At 60.6% G+C, this 23504-nt stretch carries 17 protein-coding genes; 8 read left to right on the top strand and 9 right to left on the bottom strand.

What is annotated here, in order from left to right:
• Positions 1-109: 109 nt before the first annotated feature.
• Positions 110-2107, bottom strand: coding sequence for an alpha-1,4-glucan--maltose-1-phosphate maltosyltransferase (locus ACP7D9_RS20390; protein ID WP_426159388.1), 1998 nt, complete (start codon positions 2105-2107; stop codon positions 110-112).
• Between the two features lie 217 nt (positions 2108-2324).
• Here ACP7D9_RS20390 and ACP7D9_RS20385 point away from each other — a divergent pair, with 217 nt between their 5' ends.
• Positions 2325-2483 (top strand): hypothetical protein, encoded by a 159-nt coding sequence (locus ACP7D9_RS20385; protein ID WP_165368403.1) that lies wholly within the window; start codon positions 2325-2327, stop codon positions 2481-2483.
• Between the two features lie 65 nt (positions 2484-2548).
• Here the strand turns inward: ACP7D9_RS20385 and ACP7D9_RS20380 are convergent, their stop codons facing one another.
• Complete coding sequence (locus ACP7D9_RS20380) at positions 2549-3061, bottom strand: MgtC/SapB family protein (protein WP_016774631.1); 513 nt, start codon at positions 3059-3061, stop codon at positions 2549-2551.
• Positions 3062-3184: 123 nt separating this feature from the next.
• Here ACP7D9_RS20380 and ACP7D9_RS20375 point away from each other — a divergent pair, with 123 nt between their 5' ends.
• The 3 genes from ACP7D9_RS20375 to mapR all read left to right on the top strand — a co-directional run bounded on the left by ACP7D9_RS20375 (position 3185) and on the right by mapR (position 6531).
• Positions 3185-3433, top strand: a complete 249-nt coding sequence (locus tag ACP7D9_RS20375) for a DUF3203 family protein (protein ID WP_101159523.1) — start codon at positions 3185-3187, stop codon at positions 3431-3433.
• A gap of 195 nt (positions 3434-3628) precedes the next feature.
• Positions 3629-5059 carry a cytochrome c oxidase accessory protein CcoG gene (gene ccoG / locus ACP7D9_RS20370; RefSeq protein WP_426159387.1) on the top strand — a complete coding sequence of 477 codons (1431 nt, stop codon included), beginning with the start codon at positions 3629-3631 and terminating at the stop codon, positions 5057-5059.
• A gap of 62 nt (positions 5060-5121) precedes the next feature.
• Positions 5122-6531: a GntR family transcriptional regulator MpaR gene (mapR, locus tag ACP7D9_RS20365; protein WP_426159385.1), complete on the top strand. Its 1410-nt coding sequence runs from the start codon at positions 5122-5124 to the stop codon at positions 6529-6531.
• 80 nt (positions 6532-6611) lie between these two features.
• On the opposite strand, the gene ACP7D9_RS20360 is transcribed toward mapR, so the two are convergent.
• From ACP7D9_RS20360 to tpx, 7 genes are all read right to left on the bottom strand, one after another.
• Entirely contained in the window at positions 6612-7358 is a 747-nt protein-coding gene (locus ACP7D9_RS20360) for an SDR family oxidoreductase (protein WP_101159520.1), read from the bottom strand.
• 125 nt (positions 7359-7483) lie between these two features.
• Positions 7484-9565 (bottom strand): putative bifunctional diguanylate cyclase/phosphodiesterase, encoded by a 2082-nt coding sequence (locus ACP7D9_RS20355; protein ID WP_312999313.1) that lies wholly within the window; start codon positions 9563-9565, stop codon positions 7484-7486.
• Between the two features lie 299 nt (positions 9566-9864).
• Complete coding sequence (locus ACP7D9_RS20350) at positions 9865-11337, bottom strand: efflux transporter outer membrane subunit (protein WP_101159518.1); 1473 nt, start codon at positions 11335-11337, stop codon at positions 9865-9867.
• Positions 11334-14441 carry an efflux RND transporter permease subunit gene (locus ACP7D9_RS20345; protein WP_101159517.1) on the bottom strand — a complete coding sequence of 1036 codons (3108 nt, stop codon included), beginning with the start codon at positions 14439-14441 and terminating at the stop codon, positions 11334-11336. Before ACP7D9_RS20345 ends, ACP7D9_RS20350 begins: the two co-directional genes overlap by 4 nt.
• Positions 14442-14583: 142 nt before the next feature.
• Positions 14584-17685 (bottom strand): MdtB/MuxB family multidrug efflux RND transporter permease subunit, encoded by a 3102-nt coding sequence (locus ACP7D9_RS20340; protein ID WP_426159384.1) that lies wholly within the window; start codon positions 17683-17685, stop codon positions 14584-14586.
• Positions 17682-18986 carry an MdtA/MuxA family multidrug efflux RND transporter periplasmic adaptor subunit gene (locus tag ACP7D9_RS20335; RefSeq protein WP_426159383.1) on the bottom strand — a complete coding sequence of 435 codons (1305 nt, stop codon included), beginning with the start codon at positions 18984-18986 and terminating at the stop codon, positions 17682-17684. The genes ACP7D9_RS20340 and ACP7D9_RS20335 overlap by 4 nt, the downstream gene beginning before the upstream one ends.
• Positions 18987-19160: 174 nt before the next feature.
• Complete coding sequence (tpx, locus tag ACP7D9_RS20330; protein WP_426159382.1) at positions 19161-19661, bottom strand: thiol peroxidase; 501 nt, start codon at positions 19659-19661, stop codon at positions 19161-19163.
• A gap of 355 nt (positions 19662-20016) precedes the next feature.
• Between tpx and ACP7D9_RS20325 the strand changes: the two genes are divergently transcribed.
• The 4 genes from ACP7D9_RS20325 to ACP7D9_RS20310 are packed head-to-tail and all read left to right on the top strand — an operon-like array spanning position 20017 to position 23504.
• Complete coding sequence (locus tag ACP7D9_RS20325; protein WP_426159381.1) at positions 20017-20997, top strand: AAA family ATPase; 981 nt, start codon at positions 20017-20019, stop codon at positions 20995-20997.
• Entirely contained in the window at positions 20994-21929 is a 936-nt protein-coding gene (locus ACP7D9_RS20320) for a DUF58 domain-containing protein (protein WP_426159380.1), read from the top strand. Before ACP7D9_RS20325 ends, ACP7D9_RS20320 begins: the two co-directional genes overlap by 4 nt.
• Positions 21926-22525: a DUF4381 domain-containing protein gene (locus tag ACP7D9_RS20315; protein WP_426159379.1), complete on the top strand. Its 600-nt coding sequence runs from the start codon at positions 21926-21928 to the stop codon at positions 22523-22525. Before ACP7D9_RS20320 ends, ACP7D9_RS20315 begins: the two co-directional genes overlap by 4 nt.
• Positions 22512-23504 (top strand): vWA domain-containing protein, encoded by a 993-nt coding sequence (locus tag ACP7D9_RS20310; RefSeq protein ID WP_426159378.1) that lies wholly within the window; start codon positions 22512-22514, stop codon positions 23502-23504. Before ACP7D9_RS20315 ends, ACP7D9_RS20310 begins: the two co-directional genes overlap by 14 nt.

Genomic DNA, 23504 nt, shown 5'->3' with positions numbered 1-23504 from the left:
ACTGACTTTGTAGGAGCTGCCGAAGGCTGCGATCTTTTGATCTTGACCTTCTAAAAACCAGATCAAAAGATCGCAGCCTTCGGCAGCTCCTACAGAGGTTGAGCGAGCGTTAACTTGCTGAAATTCGCCAAATCCCGAACGGCTGATACGCAGGGTCAATGCGCATGAATTGATATTTGCCGTGCCAATCCCAGCGATGGCCATTCATCAAATCTTCGCCATGAGTGGTGGCGTCATCCGCCAGGCCCATTTCCCACAGCGGCAGTTCGAAATTCGCTTCCTGAACGTTATGCGGATCGAGGCTGACCGCGACCAGGATGAAATTGCTGCCGTCGGCGATGCGCTTGCCGAAATACAGAATGTTGTCGTTCCAGGCGTTGTAGATTTTCAGGCCCAAATGCGTGTGCAGCGCCGGGTTCTGCCGTCGAATGCGGTTGAGTTGGGCAATCTCGGCAATGATGTTGCCTGGCGCGGTGAAATCGCGGACACGGATCTCGTATTTCTCTGAATCCAGATATTCCTCTTTGCCCGGCACCGGTGCCGATTCGCACAACTCGAAGCCGGAATACATGCCCCACAGGCCCGAGCCCATGGTCGCCAGAGCCGCGCGGATGAGGAAACCGGGACGCCCTGACTCGTGCAGGAACGCCGGGTTGATATCCGGGGTATTGACGAAGAAATTTGGCCGGTAGCACTCGCGCCACGGCGACTGGTTCAGCTCGGTGAAATATTCCGCCAGTTCGGCCTTGGTGTTGCGCCAGGTGAAGTAGGTGTAGCTCTGCGAATAACCGACCTTGCCCAGACGCGCCATCATCGCCGGCGTGGTAAAGGCTTCGGCGAGGAAAATCACTTCCGGGTACAGCGTGCGCACGTCGGCAATGAGCCATTGCCAGAACGGCAGCGGTTTGGTGTGCGGGTTGTCGACGCGAAAGATCTTCACGCCTTCCTTGACCCAGCCCACCACGATGTCACGCAGCTCGACCCACAGGCTCGGAATCGCATCCGGCGCGTAGAAGTCGACGTTGACGATGTCCTGGTATTTCTTCGGCGGGTTTTCGGCGTATTTGATCGTGCCGTCCGGGCGCCAGTTGAACCAGCCCGGATGCTCCTTGAGCCACGGGTGATCCTGAGAACACTGAATGGCGAAGTCGAGGGCGATTTCCAGACCATGATCGGCGGCGGCGGCCACCAGGCGGCGGAAGTCTTCACGCGTGCCGAGCTGCGAGTGAATCGCTTCGTGGCCGCCCTCCTCGCTGCCGATCGCGTACGGGCTGCCGGGATCGTCGGGCCCGGCGGTCAGGGAATTGTTGCGGCCCTTGCGGTGGGCGCGGCCGATCGGGTGAATCGGCGTGAAATACAGCACGTCGAAGCCCATGTCCTGAATCATCGGCAGGCGCGAGTGCACGTCGTTGAAGGTGCCGTGACGCTTGGGGTCGTCGGTGATCGAGCGCGGAAACAGTTCATACCAACTGGCGAACTCTGCAAGTTCACGCTCGACGTCCATCGGGAATTCGGCGCTGACGCTGAGATAGGCGCGGTGATCGGCCTGAGCCATCAGCTCTGCACTGCGCGAGTGCAGAAACAGCGCGACCTGTTCGGTTTCGAGCAGGCCGGACAACTCATGGTGCAGTGCGGCGAGTTGCTCGCTGAGCTGGCCTTCGCTGCGTTCGGCGGCCTGTTGCACCATGGTTCGGCCTTCCTGCAGCTCCAGCGAAACGGGCACCGCAGCGCTGTGCTTCTTCTCAAGCTCATACTGGAAACTGGCGAAATGGTCGATCCACGCTTCGATGCAATAGAGGTAGCGGCCCTGCTCTTGCGGACGGAAGCGGCCTTGCCAGGTGTTGTTGCCCTGATCGGCCATGACCTCGGTCTGCCAGGATTCCTGGCCTTCCTCGCGCCAGCGGATGCGCACGGCGAGCTTGTCATGACCGTCGGCAAACACTTTGCTGGTTACCACGACCTCGCGCCCGGCAATCGATTTGACTGCAAACTGGCCGCCGTCGAGCGTCGGCATGGTGTTTTCGATGACGATACGCGGCAGCAGCAACGCCTGCGACAGCGGCATGTGCGGGTTGTAACTCAGCTCTGAAGGTTTTTCAGCAGTCATTGAGCATCTCTCCTTAACGCCCCAAGGACGCTCTTGTGCCAGAACAGTATTCGCGACAAAGCGCCGGCCCTGTCATGAACTCACTTAGTTTCCGAGCAACCGGCGCGGGGAAAAGTTCAGATGAAATTATCGAGACGCACGCACGGATCGAATCAGCCGTGACCGGGTCAACTCACTTAAGCACGTCCCACGCCATGTGCCATACGGAGGTCACCTGATGAGCATCCCGATCCCGGCAGAAACGCCTGATCCGAACATCGACAAACCCACCCTGCCCGAGACCGAGCCGCCGGCGGTTCCGGAACAAGAACCGCCCGGCACCACGCCACCGCCAAAAGAAGAACCACCGAGCACAATGCCGCCGGTAATCGTCTGACATATCCATATCTGTTTTGATCGTTCCCACGCTCCGCGTGGGAACGATGATCAGCCGGCAGGGAGTCAGAGGTGGTCGTTCTTGTCGACGTCCTTTTCGAACACTCTCACCACGTAAGGCATCACGCTGAAGATCGCCAGCGCCAGGATGGTACTGAGCAAGGCCGTCGCCTCCTTGCCGAGCCCTGCCGCCACGCCGATCGCTGCGGTCATCCATAAACCGGCCGCTGTGGTCAGGCCTTTGACATGCGCTTCATCGCCCTGCTGATTTTTCAGAATGGTCCCGGCGCCGAGAAAGCCTATCCCGGCGATCACGCCCTGCAGCACTCGGCTCATGGCATCGGACTCGGCGCCCGAGGTCTGCGGCACCAATACAAACAGCGCAGCGCCCAACGCCACCAGCATGTGCGTGCGCACGCCCGCTGCCTTGCCTTTATGTTCACGCTCGAAACCGAGAATCCCGCCGAGAATCGCCGCCATCACCAGACGTACGGTGATCCGTGTCATCTGCGAGGCATCGCCAATGTCGGCAAATTCGGCTTGCATCGTTGCCCACACTTCATCCCACCAGTCTTCCATCGTGCTTCCCTTGTTATTGGCCTGATAAGCGATGGACAACAGCGACCATTAATCGGTTGCGCAGAACGATCGGCGCGTTGCGCTTCCTAACGTGCAGACCTAACCGGAAAAAGGACTGCCGTCATGCCCGTTCGAATCGATGAAACCAATCCCGAGCAGAAAGTGTGTTTTTTCACTGTTGAACATGGCGAGGAAATTCGTATCTGCGACACGCTGGAAGTCCTGACCGATAGCGACAAAGCCATGTCGTTCGTGGAAATTGAAGGCAAACGCACCTACGTGACCGAAGCGGAAGCCGACGCCCTCACCGTCGCTGGGGCCAAAGACGGGCGCAAACATCTGAAAGCCGACGATCGTGATTCGGTGGTTTGATTGACCTCGATCAACACCCCGCGCAGACGCCTGCAACAGGCGTTTGCGCCGCGCCCGGCCTGATGCTTCAAGTTGTCGCAGGCACCGCGCCAAAGCTCATCTGATCCGCTTTTAATTGCCAGAGCTGAGTCTGTTCTGCAAACAGATCGGCGCTCATAGTGCATTGGCCTGATGGAGGCTGATGAGCGAACGAACATGAGCGAGCAAATCCCCGTCCGAACCGTAGAAGCAACGCCGACTATAAAAAGCGTACCCGCGCGCCCTCTGAAAGCGACTGCCGGATCCACCGATAAGCAGATCCATACCCGCAGTTTCACCGGTCTGTTCCGCAACCTGCGTATGAGCGGCGCCGGAGTGCTGTTCGTGCTGTTCTTCGGCACCGCGTGGTTGAACTGGGGCGGTCGGCAGGCGGTGCTGTGGGATCTGGCGGAAAGCAAATTTCACATTTTCGGCGCGACGTTCTGGCCGCAGGATTTCATTCTGCTCTCGGCGCTGCTGATCATTGCCGCGTTCGGACTCTTCGCCATCACTGTGTTCGCCGGGAGGGTCTGGTGCGGTTACACCTGCCCTCAGAGTTCGTGGACGTGGATCTTCATGTGGTGCGAGAAGATCACCGAAGGCGAGCGCAACCAGCGGATCAAGTTGCAAGTCGCGCCGTGGAGCCTGAACAAGCTCGCCCGGCGCGCGGCCAAGCACACATTGTGGCTGGCAATCAGCGTGATCACCGGCCTGACCTTCGTCGGCTACTTCACCCCGATCCGCCCGCTGGCCGAAGCACTGCTGACTCTGCAAATCGGTGGCGTCAGCCTGTTCTGGGTACTGTTCTTTGCCGCCGCCACTTACATCAACGCCGGCTGGCTGCGTGAGGCGGTGTGCATGCACATGTGCCCGTATGCGCGGTTCCAGAGTGTGATGTTCGACAAGGACACGCTGACCATTGCCTACGACGCCGCCCGTGGCGAGAACCGTGGCCCGCGCAAACGTGAGGTACGCCCCGTCGAAGCAGGTCTGGGCGATTGCATCGATTGCCAGTTGTGCGTGCAGGTCTGCCCGACTGGCATCGACATTCGCGATGGCTTGCAGATGGAATGCATTGGCTGCGCCGCGTGCATCGACGCCTGCGATTCGATCATGGACAAAATGCATTACCCGCGCGGCTTGATTCGCTACAGTTCCGAGCGTCAATTACAGGGTGGCAAGACTCATCTGCTGCGTCCACGTCTGATCGGCTATACGGCGGTGTTGTTGGTGATGATTGGAGCGCTAGCGCTGGCCCTGGTCGAGCGGCCGATGGTATCGCTGGACGTAACCAAGGATCGCGGGTTGTTTCGTGAGAATGCTCAGGGGCAGATCGAGAATATTTACTCGCTGAAAGTGATCAACAAGACTCAGCAGCGTCAGGAATACCGGTTGAGTCTGGTTGGCGCTGAAGGATTCGAGCTGCAGGGCAAGACGGCACTGAGCCTGGCGCCGGGAGAGATTGTCGATGTGCCGGTGTCGGTGGCAATGACGACCGAGCGCCCGGCGAGCAGCTCGCAAACATTGAGCTTCAAGATTGAAGACATTGACGAACCGCAGATTTACAGCGTGGCGAACAGCCGGTTTGTGGCGCCGATGAATCGCTGATTGTCGTTAGACTGCGATGCTTTCATTCGCGACTCCTTTACAAGAACCCACCGGATCCACCGATGAAACGCTACGAAAAATTTGCCGACGACATCGCTGAACTGATCCGCTCCGGCGTGCTGGGCCCTGGCCAGCGGGTGCCTTCGGTGCGCTATGCCAGCCAGACTTACGGGGTCAGCCCGTCAACAGTGTTTCAGGCTTATTACCTGCTCGAACGCCGCGGGCTGATTCGCGCCCGGCCGCGTTCCGGTTACTTCGTCAACGCTCATACGCCGAGCACATTCTCCGAGCCGGTCATCAGCAGCCAGGTCAACGAGTCCACTGAAGTCGACGTCAGCGAACTGGTGTTCTCGGTGCTCGATTCGATCAAGGACCCCACCACCGTGCCGTTCGGTTCGGCCTTCCCCAGCCCGATGCTGTTTCCCCTGCAGCGCCTGTCACGCTCGCTCGCCAGCGCCGCGCGGGACATGGATCCGCGCATGGTGGTGACCGACATGTCGCCGGGCAACCCGCAACTGCGTCGGCAGATCGCCCTGCGTTACATGGTCGGCGGCCTGATGCTGCCGATGGAAGAATTGCTCATCACCAACGGCGCCCTTGAAGCGCTGAACCTGTGCCTGCAAGCGGTGACCGAGCCGGGTGATCTGGTGGCCATCGAAGCCCCGGCGTTTTATGCCAGCCTGCAAGTGCTCGAACGCCTGAAGCTCAAAGCCGTGGAAATTCCCGTGCATCCACGCGACGGCATCGACCTCGGCGTACTGGCGCAAACCCTTGAACGTCACCCGATCAAGGCCTGTTGGTGCATGACCAGTTTCCAGAACCCGATGGGCGCGAGCATGCCCGAGGCGAACAAGCAGGAACTGGTCGAGCTGCTGCGCCAGCATCAGGTGCCGTTGATTGAGGACGACGTCTACGCTGAGCTTTATTACGGGCAACAGGCGCCGAAACCGGCCAAGGCCTTCGACACCGAGGGCTTGGTCATGCATTGCGGCTCGTTCGCCAAGAGCCTTGCACCCGGCTATCGCATCGGCTGGGTCGCCGCCGGGCGCTACGCGCAGAAAATCGAACGGCTGAAGCTGATGACCTCGTTATGCGCTTCGATGCCGGCGCAAGCGGCGATCGCCGACTATCTGCAACACGGCGGCTACGACCGGCATCTGCGCAAACTGCGCTATGCCCTGGAAGAACAGCAAAGCGCGATGCTTGCCGCAATTGCCCGTTATTTCCCCGCTCAGACTCGGGTCAGCCAACCGGCGGGCGGCTATTTTCTATGGCTGGAATTGCCGGAGCAGATGGATTCGCTGAAGCTGTTTCAAATGGCGCTGGCGCAAGGCATCAGCATCGCGCCGGGGCCGATTTTCTCGCCGACCCAGCGTTTCAGAAATTGCATTCGCTTGAATTACGGCAGCCCGTGGAGCGAGGAATCGGAAAAGGCCATGGAGACGTTGGGACGGATTGTGCGTTCGTTCTGAGGATTTTGTGCCGTTTGCACCGGCCTCATCGCTGGCAAGCCAGCGATGAGGACCGCACTGTCAGCGAAAATCATTCGACCCTAGCGCCCGCCTCCCAAATCAACAAACGTCCCCGTCGCGTAAGAAGCCTTGTCGGACAGCAACCAGACAATCGCCTCCGCGACCTCATCCGGCCGGCCGCCACGGGCCATCGGGATGGCCGACTCAAGCTTGCTGACCCGATCAGGATCGCCGCTCAAGGCATGGAAATCGGTATAGATGTAGCCCGGACGCACGGCATTCACACGGATTCCCTCGCCTGCGACTTCTTTCGACAGGCCGATGGTGAACGTATCCAGCGCGCCTTTGGATGCAGCGTAATCAACGTATTCGTTTGGCGACCCGAGGCGAGCCGCGACCGAGGACACGTTGACGATGCTGCCGCCCTGCCCGCCATGTTTGGGTGACATGCGCAGGATCGCGTGTTTGGCGCAGAGAATTGGCGCCAGTACGTTGGTTTTCATGATTTTGAGGATGCGAAATTCGGACATTTCATCGACTCGCGACTTCTGCCCGACGGTGCCGGCATTGTTGACCAGCGACGTGACGCGGCCCAGTTCGGTGTCGACACGGCTGAACATCGCGATCACTTCGTCTTCGATGCTGACATCGGCGCGCACTGCGATGGCTTGGGCGCCCAAGGCTCTGACCTGCTCGAGCACGCTGTGTGCGGCCTGTTCATCCGACTGATAGTTGATGCAGATCCGGTAGCCCTGTTCGGCCGCCAACAATGCCGTGGCTGCGCCGATTCCGCGCCCGCCACCGGTGATGACAATGACTTTATCCATGCTGGCCTTCCCCTACGTACACACGTAACAGTCGGGGGAAGGATAACTGCCATTCATGGCTTTTGCATGAGTTCTATGGTGTTTGCACCATCGCCTTCGCGAGCAGGCTCGTTCCCACAAAGTGTCTAGACCACCGCCAAACGCTGGCCGCGCACGATGTCCTGCATGAAACGCTCCGCCGGCATCGGGTGGCCGAGCAGATAGCCCTGCAGCGAATCACAGCCCAGTTTCGTCAGGAAGTCCTGCTGGGCACCGGTCTCGACACCCTCGGCGACAATCCGCAGATCCAATGCCTGGCCCAGCGCCACGATCGCCGAAACGATCGCCGCATCATCGCTGTCGTGCTCCAGGTCGCGGACGAAACCGCGATCGATCTTCAACTCATTGGCCGGCAGACGCTTGAGGTACATCAGGCTGGAATAACCGGTGCCAAAGTCGTCGATCGACAGGTCGACGCCCATGTCCGACAGCTCTTGCAGCACAGTCATGCTCGCGTCAGCGTCGCTCATGGCAGTGGTTTCAGTGATTTCCAGGGTCAGGCTGTTGGCCGGCAACTGGTGGGTCGCCAGCGCCTTGGCCACGCTTTGCACCAGCCCGGCGTGGCAGAACTGCAGCGCCGAGAGGTTCACGGCAATGCGCCAGTCGGTGTAGCCCAGCACGTACCACTCGCGCATTTGCCGGCAGGCTTCGTTGAGTACCCATTCGCCCATCGGAATGATCAGCCCGGTTTTCTCCGCCAGATCGATGAACTTGTCCGGCATCAACATGCCATGCAGCGGATGCGCCCAACGCAGCAGCGCTTCGGCCCCGACCGGGCGGCCATTGGCGGCGTCGAATTTGGGCTGGTAATGCAGACAAAACTGGTTGTGCTCGATGGCCGCGCGCAGGTCCTGTAACAGTTGCAGTTGTTTGCGCGCGTTGGTGTTCATCGACGCATCGAAGAAGCTGTAGCCGTTTTTGCCGCCGCCCTTGGCGTGGTACATCGCGGCGTCGGCGTTCATCAGCAGTTCCTGGGCGTTGTCGCCGTTGCCCGGGTACAAGGCAATGCCGACACTGGCGGAAATCTGCAGGTCATGTTCGGCGACGCGGAACGTGCGGGCGATCAGGCCGACCTGACGCGCGGCCAGGCTCAAGGCGTCGTTGGGCTCGCTCAAACGCACGAGCAGAACGAATTCATCGCCCCCGATTCGCGCCAGAGTGTCCTGGCTGCGCAAGTCTTCGCGCAGACGTACGCCGACTTCACGCAGCAATTGGTCGCCCATGTGATGGCCGAACGCGTCGTTGACGGGTTTGAAACCGTCGAGATCGATGAACATCAAGGCGAAGCAGCCGCCCTGTTCTTCAACCTTTTTCATCGCCTGGTTGATGCGGTCATCCAGCAGCATGCGATTGGGCAGACTGGTCAGCGGATCGTGCAGGGCCAACTGGGTGAGTTCGCGGTTGGCCACCGTCAGCGAGTGCGCCAGATCGGCGGTGCGTGCTTCGAGGCGGGCGTCGAGAATCGAGGTCAACAGGGCAATCGACAGCACCGCCAGGGTGGTGACCACCACCAGACTGTCGAGGCCATTACCCTTCAAGCCATTGAGCGTCGCGCCGCAGAAACTGCCGTCGGGAAATTGCGCGGCCGCCATGCCGGTGTAATGCATGCCAACAATCGCCACACCCATGATCACCGCTGCGCCGGCACGAATCAGCCGCACATAAGGCGATTGTTGGCGCAAACGAAAGGCGATCGACAACGCCGCTGCCGAGGCGCCGACGGCGATCAGTAACGAAGCACTGAACAGCGTCGGGTCGTAATCGATGCCCGGGGTCATGCGCAGCGCGGCCATGCCGGTGTAGTGCATGGCGCTGATGCCCGCGCCCATGATCAAGGCGCCGAAACCCAGTTGCGCTAGCGGCAGTTTCGGTTGACTGACCAGCCACAAGGCGAAGCCGCAGGACAACACCGCGATCAGCAATGACAAAGCGGTCAGGGCGAAGTCATATCCCAGGTCGATCGGCAATTTGAAGGCGAGCATGCCGATGAAATGCATCGACCAGACGCCAACGCCCATTGCCAACGCGCCGCCCGCCGTCCAGAAATGCACGGCGCGCCCTTTCGCCGTGGCGATGCGCCCGGTCAGGTCAAGCGCCGTGTAGGAAGCAAGAATGGCCACGCACAACGAAATGAAAACCAGGGTGAAAGAGTAGCTGCCGATGAGCATGGACGTTCTCGTGACAAGCCGAAACCGTACTGCTTCCATTCTCGGTCGGGCAAATGCGGCGATTGTACTGATTGCGCGGAAGAACGCACTGACAAAGTAACCAAATTGCCATCAAGCCGATGAAACGCTTGTTCGATCGTCCTACAAGGCTCTGCTGTGGGCTTTAGCCCGAGCTGAGCTGGCGGATGAAGATCGTTCCCATGCTCTGCGTGGTAATGCAGCCGGGGACGCTCCGCGTCCCTTTCAAAGCCGAACACAGAGCGCCCGTAGAGGCGTTCCCACGCAGAGCGTGGGAACGATCATCGGGTGGCGTCGCTGACGTCGAGTTCGCCATCCCAGCCGCCGCCGAGCGCGGCAATCAGCTGCACACTGGCAATCAGTCGGTTCTGCAGGATATTCAGCACACTGCGCTCATTGCTCAGCGCGGTGGCCTGCACCACGACCACGTCGATGTAGGCAATCAGGCCAGCCTTGTACTGGTTTTCCGTCAGGCGCAGGGAATCGCGGGCAGCATCCAGCGCTTCCTGGCGCACCGCCGCTTCGTCCTCATACACCTTGAGCTGGACCAGGTAGTTTTCCACTTCGCGGAACCCGTCGAGCACCGTCTGGCGATAGCGGGCGACGGTTTCGTCGTAGGCCGCTTCGCTGCGGTCGACCTCGGCCGAGCGAATGCCGCCGTCAAATAGCGGCAACGACAGCTGCGGGCCGACCGACCAGAAACGGTTCGGCAGGCTGATCAGGTTTTTCGAGGTGCTGCTGCTGTAACCGCCGCTCAGACTCAGGGTCAGGTCCGGGTAATACGCGGCTTTAGCCACGCCGATGTTGGCGTTGGCGGCGATTACCGAGCGTTCGGCCGAAGCGATGTCAGGACGGCGTTCCAGCAGCTGTGAAGGCAAGCTCAGCGGTACTTGCGGCAGATTCGGGATGCTCTGGCTTTCGGCGATGCTGAAGTTGGCCGGTGCTTCGCCGGTCAGTACGGCAATAGCGTTTTCGAACTGTGCACGCTGCCAGATCAGGTCGACCAGATCAGCCTGGGTGCTTTTCAACTGGGTTTGCGCCTGCGCTACCGCATCGCGCCCGGAAACCCCGGCGCGATACTGATTCTGGGTCATTTTCAACGAGCGCTCGTAAGCGGCAACGGTGGCTTCAAGCAGGCGCTTCTGCTGGTCGATGACCCGCAGCTGCAAATAGTTCTGCACCAGTTCCGACTGCTGGCTCAGGCGCATCGCCGCCAGATCGGCAAAACTCGCTTGGGCGTTGGCTTCGTCCGCCTCCAGCCCACGGCGCAGTTTGCCCCACACATCCGCTTCCCAACTCACGCCCAACTGCGCGGTATACGTGTCACGAATACCGCTTGAGGAACTGCTCAGGCTTGAACTGCTGCTGCCAGTGCCCTGACTTGAACGGTTCTTGCCCAGACTCAGGTCGACGCTCGGATAAAACGCCCCGCGCGCACTGCGCACCAGAGCCTGCGCCTGACGGAACTGCGCCTCGGATTGGGCGACGGTCTGGTTGGCGCTGTTGAGTTTCACGATCAGTGCGTTGAGCTGCTGATCGCCGTACAGCTCCCACCAGGCGCCCCGGGCGAGCGAGTCGCTGGGGTTGGCCTGACGCCAGCCTTCGGCTTCCTTGAACTGAGCAATTTCTGCGGTTTGCGGGCGCTCGTAGTCCGGGCCGACGGCGCAAGCGCTGAGTAGCGCCACGCACAACGACAGGCTCAACAGGCGGGAGCCGCGCACGGTGGCCAAGTGGATAAGCGAACGGTCAGTCATAGCGGAGTTTCCAGAGCGGCATCAGTGCGCACGCCACGCCATTTGTTGAAACGATGGCGCAGCTTGTCGAGATAAAGGTAAACCACCGGGGTGGTGTAAAGGGTCAGGACCTGGCTGAACACCAGGCCGCCAATGATGGTCAGGCCCAGCGGCTGGCGCATTTCCGCACCTTCGGCGCGGCCGAGCAGCAGCGGCAAGGCGCCGAGGATCGCCGCCAGCGTGGTCATCAGAATCGGCCGCAGCCGTTGCAGGCAGGCACTGCGGATCGACTCCAGCGGTGACAGCCCCTGATGCCGCTCCAGTTGCAGCGCGAGATCGATCATCAGAATGGCGTTTTTCTTCACCACGCCGATCAGCAGGAATATCCCCAGGAGCGAAATCAGGCTGAACTCGCCGCCGAGTGCATAGATCGACAACAACGCGCCAACCCCGGCCGAGGGCAAGGTGGAGAGAATGGTCAGTGGGTGGATGTAGCTTTCGTACAGCACACCGAGCACCAGATACACCGCCAGCAACGCACCGAGGATCATGAACGGCTGGCTCTTCTGCGTGGCGGCAAAGGCATCAGCGGTACCGGCCATTTTCGCAATGACATCTTCCGGCAGGCCGACTTTGGCAATTGCCCGCTCAATGGCCGCACTGCCCTGCTCTACGGTCACACCTTCGGCCATGTCAAAGGAAATGCTTTCGGAAGCAAACTGGCCTTCATGGCTGACCCGGTCGTTTTCCAGACTGTTTTCGTAGTGAGCGAACGTCGACAGCGGTACCCGCGCACCGTCAGCGGTAATCACCTCGACCTGCTTGAGCGTCACCGGGTCCTGGGCGTATTTCGGGTTGACCTCCATCACCACCTGATACTGGTTGAGGCTGTCGTAGATGGTCGAAATCTGCCGCTGACTGTAGGCGTTGTTCAGCACGGCCGTGACCATGTTCATGTCGACACCGAGGCGCTTGGCCTGATCCCGGTCGACGATCAGCGTGACCTGCTGCGCCCCGGCACCTTCGCGGGCATCGATGGCGGTCAGCTCGGGCAAGGCACGCAGAGCGCTGACCACTTTCGGGAACCATTTGCGCAGCTCGGCGAGGTCGCCGCTTTGCAGAATGTAGGTGTACTGCGAACTGGTCTGTTCGCGGCCGCCGCCAAATTGCAGGTCCTGGTCGGCCATCAACATCAATTGCGCGCCGGGTACTTTGGGCATTTCCTTGCGCAGACGCTCGATGACTTTCTGTGCCGACAGTTGGCGTTCCTTGATCGGCTTCAGGCGCACGATCATGAAGGCATTGTTGGTGCCGTTGTTGCCCCCAATGAATCCGGCCACGCTTTCCACCGCTTCATCCTTGAGCACGGCGCGGCGGAAGGTTTCCATCTTCGGCTGCATGACGTTGAACGACAAACCGTCGTCGCCCCGCACGAAACCGATCAGTTGGCCGGTGTCCTGCTGCGGCAGAAAGGTTTTCGGCACCACCACATAGAGCGCGACGTTGACGCCAACGGTGAGCAACAGGCTGAACAGGGTCAGACGCCGATGACGCAACACCCAGTCGAGGCTGGTGGCGTATTTGCCGACCATCCAGTCGTTGGTCTTCTGGCTCCAGCGTTGCAGGCGGTTTTCCTGCCCCGGCGTATGCGGCTTGAGCCAGCGCGCACAGAGCATCGGCGTCAGCGTGAGGGACACCACCAGCGACACAACGATCGCCGCCGCGAGAGTGATGGAAAATTCGCGGAACAGGCTTTCGACCAGCCCGCCCATGAACAGGATCGACAGGAACACCGCCACCAGCGACACGTTCATCGACAACAAAGTGAAACCGACTTCCTTGGCGCCGAGGTACGCCGCCTGCATCGGTTTGACGCCTTCGTCGATATGCCGGGAAATGTTTTCCAGCACCACGATGGCGTCGTCCACCACCAGTCCGGTGGCCAGTATCAGCGCCATCAGCGACAGGTTGTTCAACGAAAAACCGTAGAGGTACATCACCGCAAAGGTACCGACCAGCGACACAGGCACGGCCAGGGTCGGGATCAACGAGGCGCGAAAGTTACCGAGAAACAGATAGACGACCAGCACCACCAAGGCGACAGCGATCAGCAGGGTCATCTCGGCTTCGTGCAGCGTGGCCTTGATCACCGGCGAGCGATCCATGGCCAGATTGAGTTTGACACTGGCCGGCAGTACCGCTTGCAGTGCAGGCAACTGTGCCTTGATCTCGTTGACCGTTTCGATAATGTTGGCGCCGGCCTGACGGTTGATCACCAGCAGCACCGCCGCATCGTCGTTGAAGAAACCGCTGTTGTAACGGTCTTCGACGCCATCACTGACTTTCGCCACATCCTTGAGACGCAGCGCGGCGCCGTCGGCATAGTGAATGATCAGCGACTCGTAGTCCTTGGCTTTCTCAAGTTGGTCGTTGGCCTGGATCTGCCACAGACGCTGGCCGTCCTCGACCGAACCCTTGGGCCGGCGCACGTTGGCGTCGGCGATGGTCTTGCGCACATCGTCGAGCGCCACGCCGTACTGGTTCAGTGCCTGCGGTTCGAGCTCGATGCGCACCGCCGGCAACGAACTGCCACCGATCTGCACCTCGCCGACGCCCTGCACCTGCGACAGGCTTTGCGAGAGGATCGTCGAGGCCAGGTCGTAGAGCTGGCCTTTTTCCAGCACGTCCGAGGTCAGCGACAGCACCATGATCGGTGCCTGCGACGGGTTGACCTTTTTATAGGTCGGCATGCTGCGCATCCCGCTCGGCAGCAAATTGCGCGACGCATTGATCGCCGCCTGCACTTCGCGCGCCGCGCCGTTGATGTCGCGGTCGAGGTCAAATTGCAGAATGACCCGTGTCGAACCCTGACTGGAACGACTGCTCATGGTGTTGACGCCGGCAATCGCACCGAACGAACGCTCCAGCGGCGTCGCCACCGTCGAAGCCATCACCTCGGGACTTGCGCCAGGCAGACTGGCCTGAACCACGATCACCGGGAAATCCATCTGCGGCAATGGCGACACCGGGAGCAGACCGAAGCTGACCCCACCGAGCAACATGATTGCCAGGGACAGCAGCATGGTTGCCACGGGACGTTTGATGAAAGGGCCGGAGAGGTTCATCGAATGCGATCCTCGCCTTCACACAATTCCCCTGTGGGAGCGGGCTTGCTCGCGAAGACGCCAGCACATCCAACCTGTGCAGCGGCTGACATGCCGCTTTCGCGAGCGAGCCCGCTCCCACAGGGCAGATATGTTCCGACCGTCATACCGCGACCTCTTCACCATCAGCCTTGCTTTTGCCAAAGCGCCGACCGAGGCGGTCGAAATACAGGTAGATCACTGGTGTGGTGAACAACGTCAAGACCTGGCTCACCAACAAACCACCGACCATCACCAGTCCCAGAGGCTGACGCAATTCAGCCCCGGAACCGGTGGCCAGCATCAGCGGCACGGCACCGAACAACGCCGCCAGCGTGGTCATCAGAATCGGCCGGAACCGCAACAGCGCCGCTTGATAGATCGCCTCTGCCGGGGCCATGCCCTGGGTTCGCTCGGCGTCGAGGGCGAAGTCGATCATCATGATCGCGTTCTTCTTGACGATACCGATCAGCAGAATGATGCCGATGATCGCGATCATCCCCAGATCGTTGCCACTGAGCAGCAACGCCAGCAAGGCACCGACTGCGGCCGACGGCAAGGTCGAGAGAATGGTGATCGGGTGGATGTAACTCTCGTAGAGCACGCCGAGCACGATGTACATGGTTACCACCGCTGCGAGAATCAGCAGCAAGGTGCTCGACAGCGAAGCCTGAAACGCTTGCGCCGCGCCCTGAAACTGGGTCTGCACGCCCACCGGCATGCCGATGTCCTGCTGCACCTGCTCGATGATGTCCACGGCATGCCCCAACGCCACGCCGGGCGCGAGGTTGAACGACATCATCACCGCCGGGAACTGGCCAATGTGGGTGATCGCCAATTGCGCCTGACGCTCTTCGACGTGGGCCAGACTCGACAGGCGTACCTGCGCGCCGTCAGTGGTCTTGACGTGAATCTGATCAAGCGCCTGCGGGCCGATTTTCTCGCCGGCCTGGGCTTGCAGCACCACGCGGTACTGGCTGGCCTGGGTGTAAATGGTCGAAATCTGCCGCTGGCCGAACGCGTCATATAGCGCATCGGTGATATTGGCCACCGAAACACCCAGACGCGAAGCGGCGTCGCGGTCGATCACCAGATAGACCTGCAAGCCTTTGTCCTGCAGATCACTGGCAACATCGGTCAACTCCGGACGCTGTGCCAGCGCCTCGACCAGACGGCCGCTCCACTGGCTGAGCAGTTCGGAGTCCGGTGAAGACATGCTGAACTGGTACTGGGTGCGGCTGACCCGATCCTCGATGGTCAGGTCCTGCACCGGCTGCATGAACAGACGAATGCCGACCAGTTTGTCCAGCCGTGGTTGCAGGCGTGCGATCACTTCGCTGGCCGTCAGGTCGCGCTCGCCATGAGGCTTGAGGTTGATCAGCAAGCGGCCGCTGTTGAGCGTGGCGTTGTCGCCGTCGACGCCAATATAGGACGACAGGCTCTGCACCGCCGGATCTTCGAGGATGATCTTCGCCAGTTGCTGCTGCCGCTCGCCCATCGCCGCGAAGGAGATTGACTGCGGCGCTTCGGAGATGCCCTGAATCACACCGGTGTCCTGCACTGGAAAGAAGCCCTTCGGCACGATCACATAGAGGAACACGGTCAACGCCAGTGTGCCGATTGCGACCAGCAGAGTCAGCGGCTGATGCTTGAGCACCCAGCGCAGCATCCGCCCGTATTCCTTGATCATCCAATCGATGAACGCACCGCTGGCGCGATAGAAACGGCCTTGCTCATGTTCCTGCGGTTCACGCTTGAGCAAACGCGCGCACATCATCGGCGTCAGGGTCAGCGACACGACCAGGGAAATAAGAATTGCCACGGCCAAAGTAATGGCGAATTCACGGAACAGGCGCCCCACCACATCGGCCATGAACAGCAGCGGAATCAGTACGGCAATCAGTGACAGCGTCAGGGAGATCAGAGTGAAACCGATCTGTTTCGCGCCCTTGAGCGCGGCCTGCATCGGGCTGTCACCTTCCTCGATGAAGCGCGAGATGTTCTCGAGCATGACGATGGCGTCGTCGACCACGAAACCGGTGGCAATGGTCAGCGCCATCAGCGTCAGGTTGTTCACCGAGAAGCCGGCGAGGTACATCACGCCGAAGGTGCCGATCAACGACAGCGGCACGGCAACCGAGGGAATGATCGTCGCACTGGCGCGGCGTAGAAACAGGAACGTGACCATGACCACCAGCGCGATGGCGATCAGCAGTTCGTGCTGCACATCGGTAACCGAGGCACGAATGGTCTGGGTGCGATCCGTCAGCACGGTGACATCAAGGCCGGCCGGCAGATTATCAGTGATGCTCGGCAGCAAGGCCTTGATGCGGTCGACCACTTCGATGACGTTGGCACCGGGCTGACGCTGGATGTTCAGCAGCACCGCCTGATTCTGGTTGGCCCATGCGGCCAGCCGCTCGTTCTCGGCGCCATCGACAATTTCGGCCACGTCTTTGAGCCGCAGCGGCGCGCCGTTCTTGTAGGTCAGGATCAGGTTGGCGTAGTCCTCGGGCGAGGTCAGTTGGTCGTTGGCATCGAGCATCGATACCCGGGTAGGGCCATCGAAGTTGCCTTTCGGCTGGTTGACGTTGGAGGCGCCGATCAGCGTGCGCACGTCCGACAGGTTGAGGCTGTTGGCCGCCAGCGCTTCGGGGTTGACCTTGATCCGCACAGCCTGGCGCTGGCCGCCGGCAATGCTGACCATGCCGACACCGCTGATCTGGGCGATTTTCTGCGCCATGCGCGTATCGACCAGATCATTGAGCTTGGGCAGCAGCATGGTTTTCGAGGTGATGGCCAGGGTCAGCACCGGGGTGTCCGCCGGGTTGACCTTGTTGTACACCGGCGGTGCCGGCAGGTCGGTCGGCAGCAAGTTGGTCGCGGCGTTGATCGCGGCTTGCACCTGCTGCTCGGCGACGTCCATGTTGATGTCGAGGCTGAAACGCAGGGTCAGCACCGAAGCGCCGCCGGAGCTGGTCGACGCCATTTGCGTGAGGCCTGGCATCTGCCCGAACTGGCGTTCAAGCGGCGCGGTGACGGCGCTGGTCATCACGTCCGGACTGGCACCCGGGTACAGGGTCATGACGCGGATGGTCGGGTAATCGACCTGCGGCAAGGCCGAAACCGGCAACAGGCGATAAGCGATCAGGCCGGCCAGAACAATGGCCAGCATGCTCAGGGTTGTGGCTACCGGACGGAGGATGAACAGCCGCGAAATGTTCATGCGCCCTTCTTGGCCTTGTCAACAGCAGTCGCATCCGGATTGGCGGCGGACTTGCCTTGCAGGTGTTCGGTCGGCGAGGTCGGCACTTCGCTGCTGTCATTGACCACTTCGACTTCGCTGCCCTCCTTCAGACGATCAGTGCCTTCAAGCACCACCCGATCGCCAGCGGCGAGGCCTTCGGTGACCACGGTGTTGTCACCGTCGCTGGCGCCGATCTTCAGTTGGCGAATGGTGACCTTCTTGTCACCGTCCAAGGCATAGACGAAGGTGCCGTTGGTGCCGAACTGAATCGCCGCCGACGGTGCCAGCACTACACCTTTGAGCGTGTCGGCGAGCAGGTGGACGTTGACGAACTGGTTGGGGAACAGCGACTGGTCGCGGTTATCGTAGCGAGCCTTGAACTTGAGGGTGCCAGTAGCGACGTCGATCTGGTTGTCGAGGCTTTGCAGCACGCCGGTGGCCTGCAGTTTGGTGTCGCCACGATCCCACGCCTCGGCAGGCAACTTGGCGCCGCTGCGGTAACGGGCCAGCACGGTGTCGAGGCTGTTTTCCGGCAAGGTAAAGGCCACGCTGATCGGTTGCGTCTGGGTGATCACCGCGAGGAAGGTGGTGTCGTTGGCGGCCACGAGGTTGCCGACGTCGACCTGACGCAGACCGACGCGGCCGGCAATTGGCGCGCGGATCTTGGTGAATTCGAGATTGAGTTTGGCGTCGTTGACCGCGGCCTGATTGGTCTTGACCGTACCCAGATACTGCCCGACCAGCGCTTCGGCAGTGTCGAGGGTCTGTTTGGCGATGCTGTCTTCTTTATACAGGCCGCGGTAACGCTCGACGTCGACCTGGGCGTTTTTCAGTTGCGCCTGATTCTGCAGCAGCGTGCCTTCGGCCTGGAGCAAAGCGTTCTGATACGGACGCGGATCTATCTCGGCCAACAGGTCGCCCGCCTTGACCATCTGCCCTTCTTCGAAATGAATCTTCACCAGTTCGCCGCCCACCCGACTGCGGACATTGATTGTGTTCAGCGCGGTTACCGTGCCCAGCGCTTTGTAATAAAGCGGGAAATCGCCCTTCACCGCCGGCGCCACGCGCACCGGAATCGGCCCGGTGCCGCCACCAAAGCCTGGTCGCATCATTCCCGCACGCCCGGTATGCCCGGCGGCCGCTTTGTCGCCTCCAGACTTGTCAGCAGAGCCGGCCGGCCAGAATTTCCAGCAAAGGATGGCGATAACCAACAGGACAAGCAGGCTGATCAGCCAGCGACGGGACTTGCGGGGGGACGATTGCATGGAGTTATTGACCATTGGGCGTGCGGGCTTCTATTACGGGAGGCTGAACGATAAGCACTGAGTGGATTTAAGCAAAGCAGCTTTACCGGCAATTTACCTTCCACTTACGTTTCAAGGTGTGAGGCAAAACCCTGATACACAAATGAAAACGGCCTGGACAGGGCCAGGCCGTTAACAATTGTAAAAGCCTTACTTGAGAACGGACAGTGCCGCTTCGTAGTTAGGCTCTTCAGCGATTTCCTTGACCAGTTCGCTGTGCAGGACGTTGTCGTTTTCGTCCAGAACCACAACGGCGCGAGCGGTCAGGCCTTTCAGCGGGCCGTCAGCAATGGCCACGCCGTAGTTTTCCTTGAACTCACTGCCGCGCTGGGTCGACAGGTTCTGTACGTTTTCCAGGCCTTCGGCACCGCAGAAGCGCGCCTGGGCGAATGGCAGGTCAGCGGAGATGCACAGCACCACGGTGTTGCTGATGTCGTTGGCCTGGGCGTTGAACTTGCGCACGGAGGTGGCGCAGGTCGGGGTATCGACGCTTGGGAAAATGTTGAGAATTTTGCGCTTGCCGGCAAAGTCTTGCAGGGTGACATCGGACAGATTGCCGGCCACCAGGGAAAAGGCTGGCGCCTTGGAACCGGCTTGTGGCAACTGGCCGTTGACTTGAACCGGATTGCCTTTGAGGGTGACTTGAGCCATGACTTGAGTCCTTCTGTTTTTTGATTGGAAAGCATGCAAGAGGCGGAAGTTAACCACGAAATCGGCTGACGACCTATGACCTGCTTGCATTTGTTGGGCGCGGGACCGGCGGATTGTATACAACTCCTGAAGGAATCAGCAGTTGCTGATCAGACCTTTGTCGATTCAGCTCAGCTCCGACCATGAAAAGCGTGATATGTGCACCGCCCCGCACTCACCAACGAATTAATTCCTTCGGCTGGCCAACCCCCGATTAGCTGCTAGTTTCAGAAAGACCTGACCTGAAGACTGGAACACCTGTTTCAGCATCATTCTGACGCAAACGTTTTTTTGGACCCGGACACAAAGGACTGCCATGACAGCGCTCACCGACCTTAACGCCCTGCAAGCCAGCATCGCTGAAGCGGTGCTCGGCCAGGATCAAGTCATCCGGCAGATTCTGCTCGGGCTGTTGGCCAACGGTCATTTGCTCCTGGAAAGTCTGCCCGGGCTGGCCAAGACGCGTACGGTCAAGGCATTGGCCAAACACCTGGATGCCAAGATGAGCCGCATCCAGTTCACCCCCGACCTGTTGCCCTCGGACATCACTGGCGCCGAGGTGCTACACCAGGTCGAGGGCAAAAATGAAATTCGTTTCCAGCCCGGCCCGCTGTTCGGCAATCTGATCCTCGCCGACGAAATCAACCGCGCCCCGGCCAAGGTTCAGGCGGCGCTGCTCGAAGCCATGGAGGAACGTCAGATCACCGTCGCCGGCCACAGCCATGCGCTGCCAGAGCTGTTCATCGTGGTGGCGACGCAGAACCCGATCGAGCAGGAAGGTACCTACCCGCTGCCGGAAGCGCAGATGGACCGTTTTCTGATGAAAGTGCTGCTTGATTACCCCAGCGCCGAAAACGAAAGCCAGGTGCTGCGCCTGCTGCGTAACGAAGAGTTTGCCCAAGGTGCCCGCACCACGCCGGTGAAGAATTTCACTTTGCCGCAAGAGGTGATTTTCGCTGCGCGCAAGGAAGTCAGCGCCGTGCACGTGTCACCGGCCATCGACACTTACCTGATCGACCTGATCAACGCCACCCGCCACCCCGCCGACTACGACGACGACCTCGCACGCTGGATTGCCATTGGCGCAAGCCCGCGTGGCGGCATTGGCCTGGACCGCTGCGCCCGCGCCGATGCCTGGCTGCAGGGGCAGGACTTCGTCTCGCCGGACAACGTCCGCGCAGTCGTTCATCCGGTGTTGCGCCATCGTTTGCAGCTGAGTTACGACGCCGTTGCCGATGGCGTCAGCGCCGATCAAGTGCTCGACCGGATTCTCGACAAAGTGGCGATTCCTGCATGAACGACGAAGGTCTGGTCTACGTTTCTCTCGCGCAGTTGATGGCGCTGGAGTTCAAGGCCCGTGACCTGAGTTTTCTTGCCCGGCAGCCGCAAGGCAGCATCCTCGCCGGCAACCATGCCTCGCGGCTGCGTGGTCGCGGGCTGAATTTCGATGAATTGCGCCGCTATCAGCCGGGCGACGACCTGCGCCACCTCGACTGGCGCGCTTCGTTGCGCACCGGCAAACCGGTGGTGCGCACCTTCACCGAAGAACGCGACCGCCCGGCCCTGATCGTGGTCGACCAGCGCATGTCGATGTTCTTCGGCTCGCAGCGCAGCTTCAAATCGGCGGTCGCCGCCGAACTCGCCGCGCTGGCGGCGTGGATGGTTTTTCATGCCGGGGATCGGGTCGGCGGTCTGGTCTTCAACGACCAGCGTATCGACAGCATCGCGCCGTTGCGCAGCCGCAAGCGTGTCGAGGCACTGCTCAGCCGTGTGGTGCAGCACAATCGCGCGTTGAATGCCGGCAATCCCGACGCTGAAGATGAAGACCAGTTGGACAAAGCCTTGCAGCGCTGCCTCGGTGTAGCCGGACACGACCATTTGATCTGCATTGTCAGCGATTTTGCCGGCGCCGGTGAACGCACCCTGCAACTGATGCGACAGCTGTCGGCGCACAACGATGTGATAGCTCTGCAAGTGTACGATCCGCTGGCGCTGAAGCTGCCGAACAACGGCCGGCTGCTGGTGACCCAGGGCGAGTTGCAGGTCGAGCTGGCAATCGAGAAACGTAACGTGCATCAGCCTCTGGGGGATTTTCTCAGCGGTCGGCTCAAGGATGTCGCCACCCTGCTGCGCCGCAGCCAGGTGCCGCTGATGATGATCAGCACCGCCGAGGACGCTCATGGGCAACTGCGCGCCGAACTCGGCAAAAGCGCCGGTGGCACGCGATGAACCCGAATATTCCCAGCATCGATCAGCTTAAGGAGCTGGCCCTGCCCGCGCCCGTCGGCTATGCACCGCAAACGTGGGGCTGGTGGGTGTTGCTGGCGGTGCTGATATTAGCCGCGTTGGTGATCGGCCTGCGCAGACACTGGCAATGGCGCCGTGACCGCTATCGCCGTGAAGCGCTAGCGCGTCTGGCACAGTTGCGCGGCCGCAGCGACGACCTCAATGCCCTGCGCGAATTGCCCGAGCTGCTTAAACGTGTGGCCCTTTCCATGCCGACCCGATCGTGGCGCTGGAATGCATTCCCTGCGGGAGCGAGCCTGCTCGCGAGGAGGTCGGCACATTCAATTTACCGGTCACCTGATACAGCGCCTTCGCGAGCAGGCTCGCTCCCAAAAGAGCCGGCGGCGCTTGGCAGACATGATTGGCAAGAGTTCCTGCAACGGCATTGCAAAAACAAAATGCCCGCCGATTTCAGCACCCACCTCGCCCAACTCGCCTACGCGCCGGACCCCGTATTGCGCGCCCTCCCGATAGCGCAACGGCAGATGCTGTTCGACACCTGCCAATACTGGGTGGAGCATCATCATGTGGCAGCTTGATTACCCATGGTTGTTGCTCCTGCTGCCACTGCCCTGGCTGGCTTACCGCTTTTTGCCCGCCTACAACGAAGCACGCAGTGCTGTGCGCGTTCCGTTTTTCGCCGCGATGAGCCGCGCCGTCGGCGAAGCTCCGGGCACCGCTGGCAGTCGGCGCAATCGCTGGCAACTGCTCCTGAATGTGCTGGTGTGGGCGCTGATCCTGCTGGCCGTGTCGCGCCCGGTGTACGTCGAAAAGCCGATCGAGCGCCAGCAACCGGTGCGTGACCTGATGCTCGCCATCGACCTTTCGCAGTCGATGGAAACCGAGGACTTCACTAACGCCCAAGGCGAAAAAATCAATCGCCTGGCGGCGGTCAAAGGCGTGGTGCAAGGCTTCATCGACAAGCGCAAGGACGACCGCATCGGCCTGATCGTATTTGGCAGCGGTGCCTATCCACAGGCTCCTCTGACCCTCGATCACGCCAGCGTGTCGCTGTTGCTGGCCGATACCGGGATCGGCATGGCCGGCCCCAACACAGCGATCGGCGATGCGATCGGGCTCAGCCTGAAATTACTCGACAAGGCCCATGAGCAGGAAAAAGTCCTGATTCTGCTGACCGATGGCAACGACACCAGCAGCGCCATCACCCCGGATCACGCCGCCGAAATGGCGGCCAACAAAGGCGTGGTCATTCATACCATCGGCATCGGCGACCCCGATGCGTCCGGAGAAGCGAAGGTCAATCTGCAAGGCCTCGAGCAGATCGCCAACACCACCGGCGGCCGCTTCTTCCGCGCCGAAGATCGCGCGGCACTGGATCAGGTCTACAACACCCTCGACCAACTCACCCCGCATCAAGTGAAAACCCTGAGCCATCAACCGCAACGGGAATTGTTCTACTGGCCGCTGAGCGCAGCATTGCTGCTGTTGGCGCTATATCAGCTCGGCGCCCTTTTACGCTCGAACCTGAAGGTTGCGCGGCAGCGGCAGGAGGCCTGA

Source organism: Pseudomonas sp. TSRC2-2 (genome assembly GCF_049897785.1).
Taxonomy (GTDB): domain Bacteria; phylum Pseudomonadota; class Gammaproteobacteria; order Pseudomonadales; family Pseudomonadaceae; genus Aquipseudomonas.
This window is presented reverse-complemented; position numbering and strand designations above follow the sequence as displayed.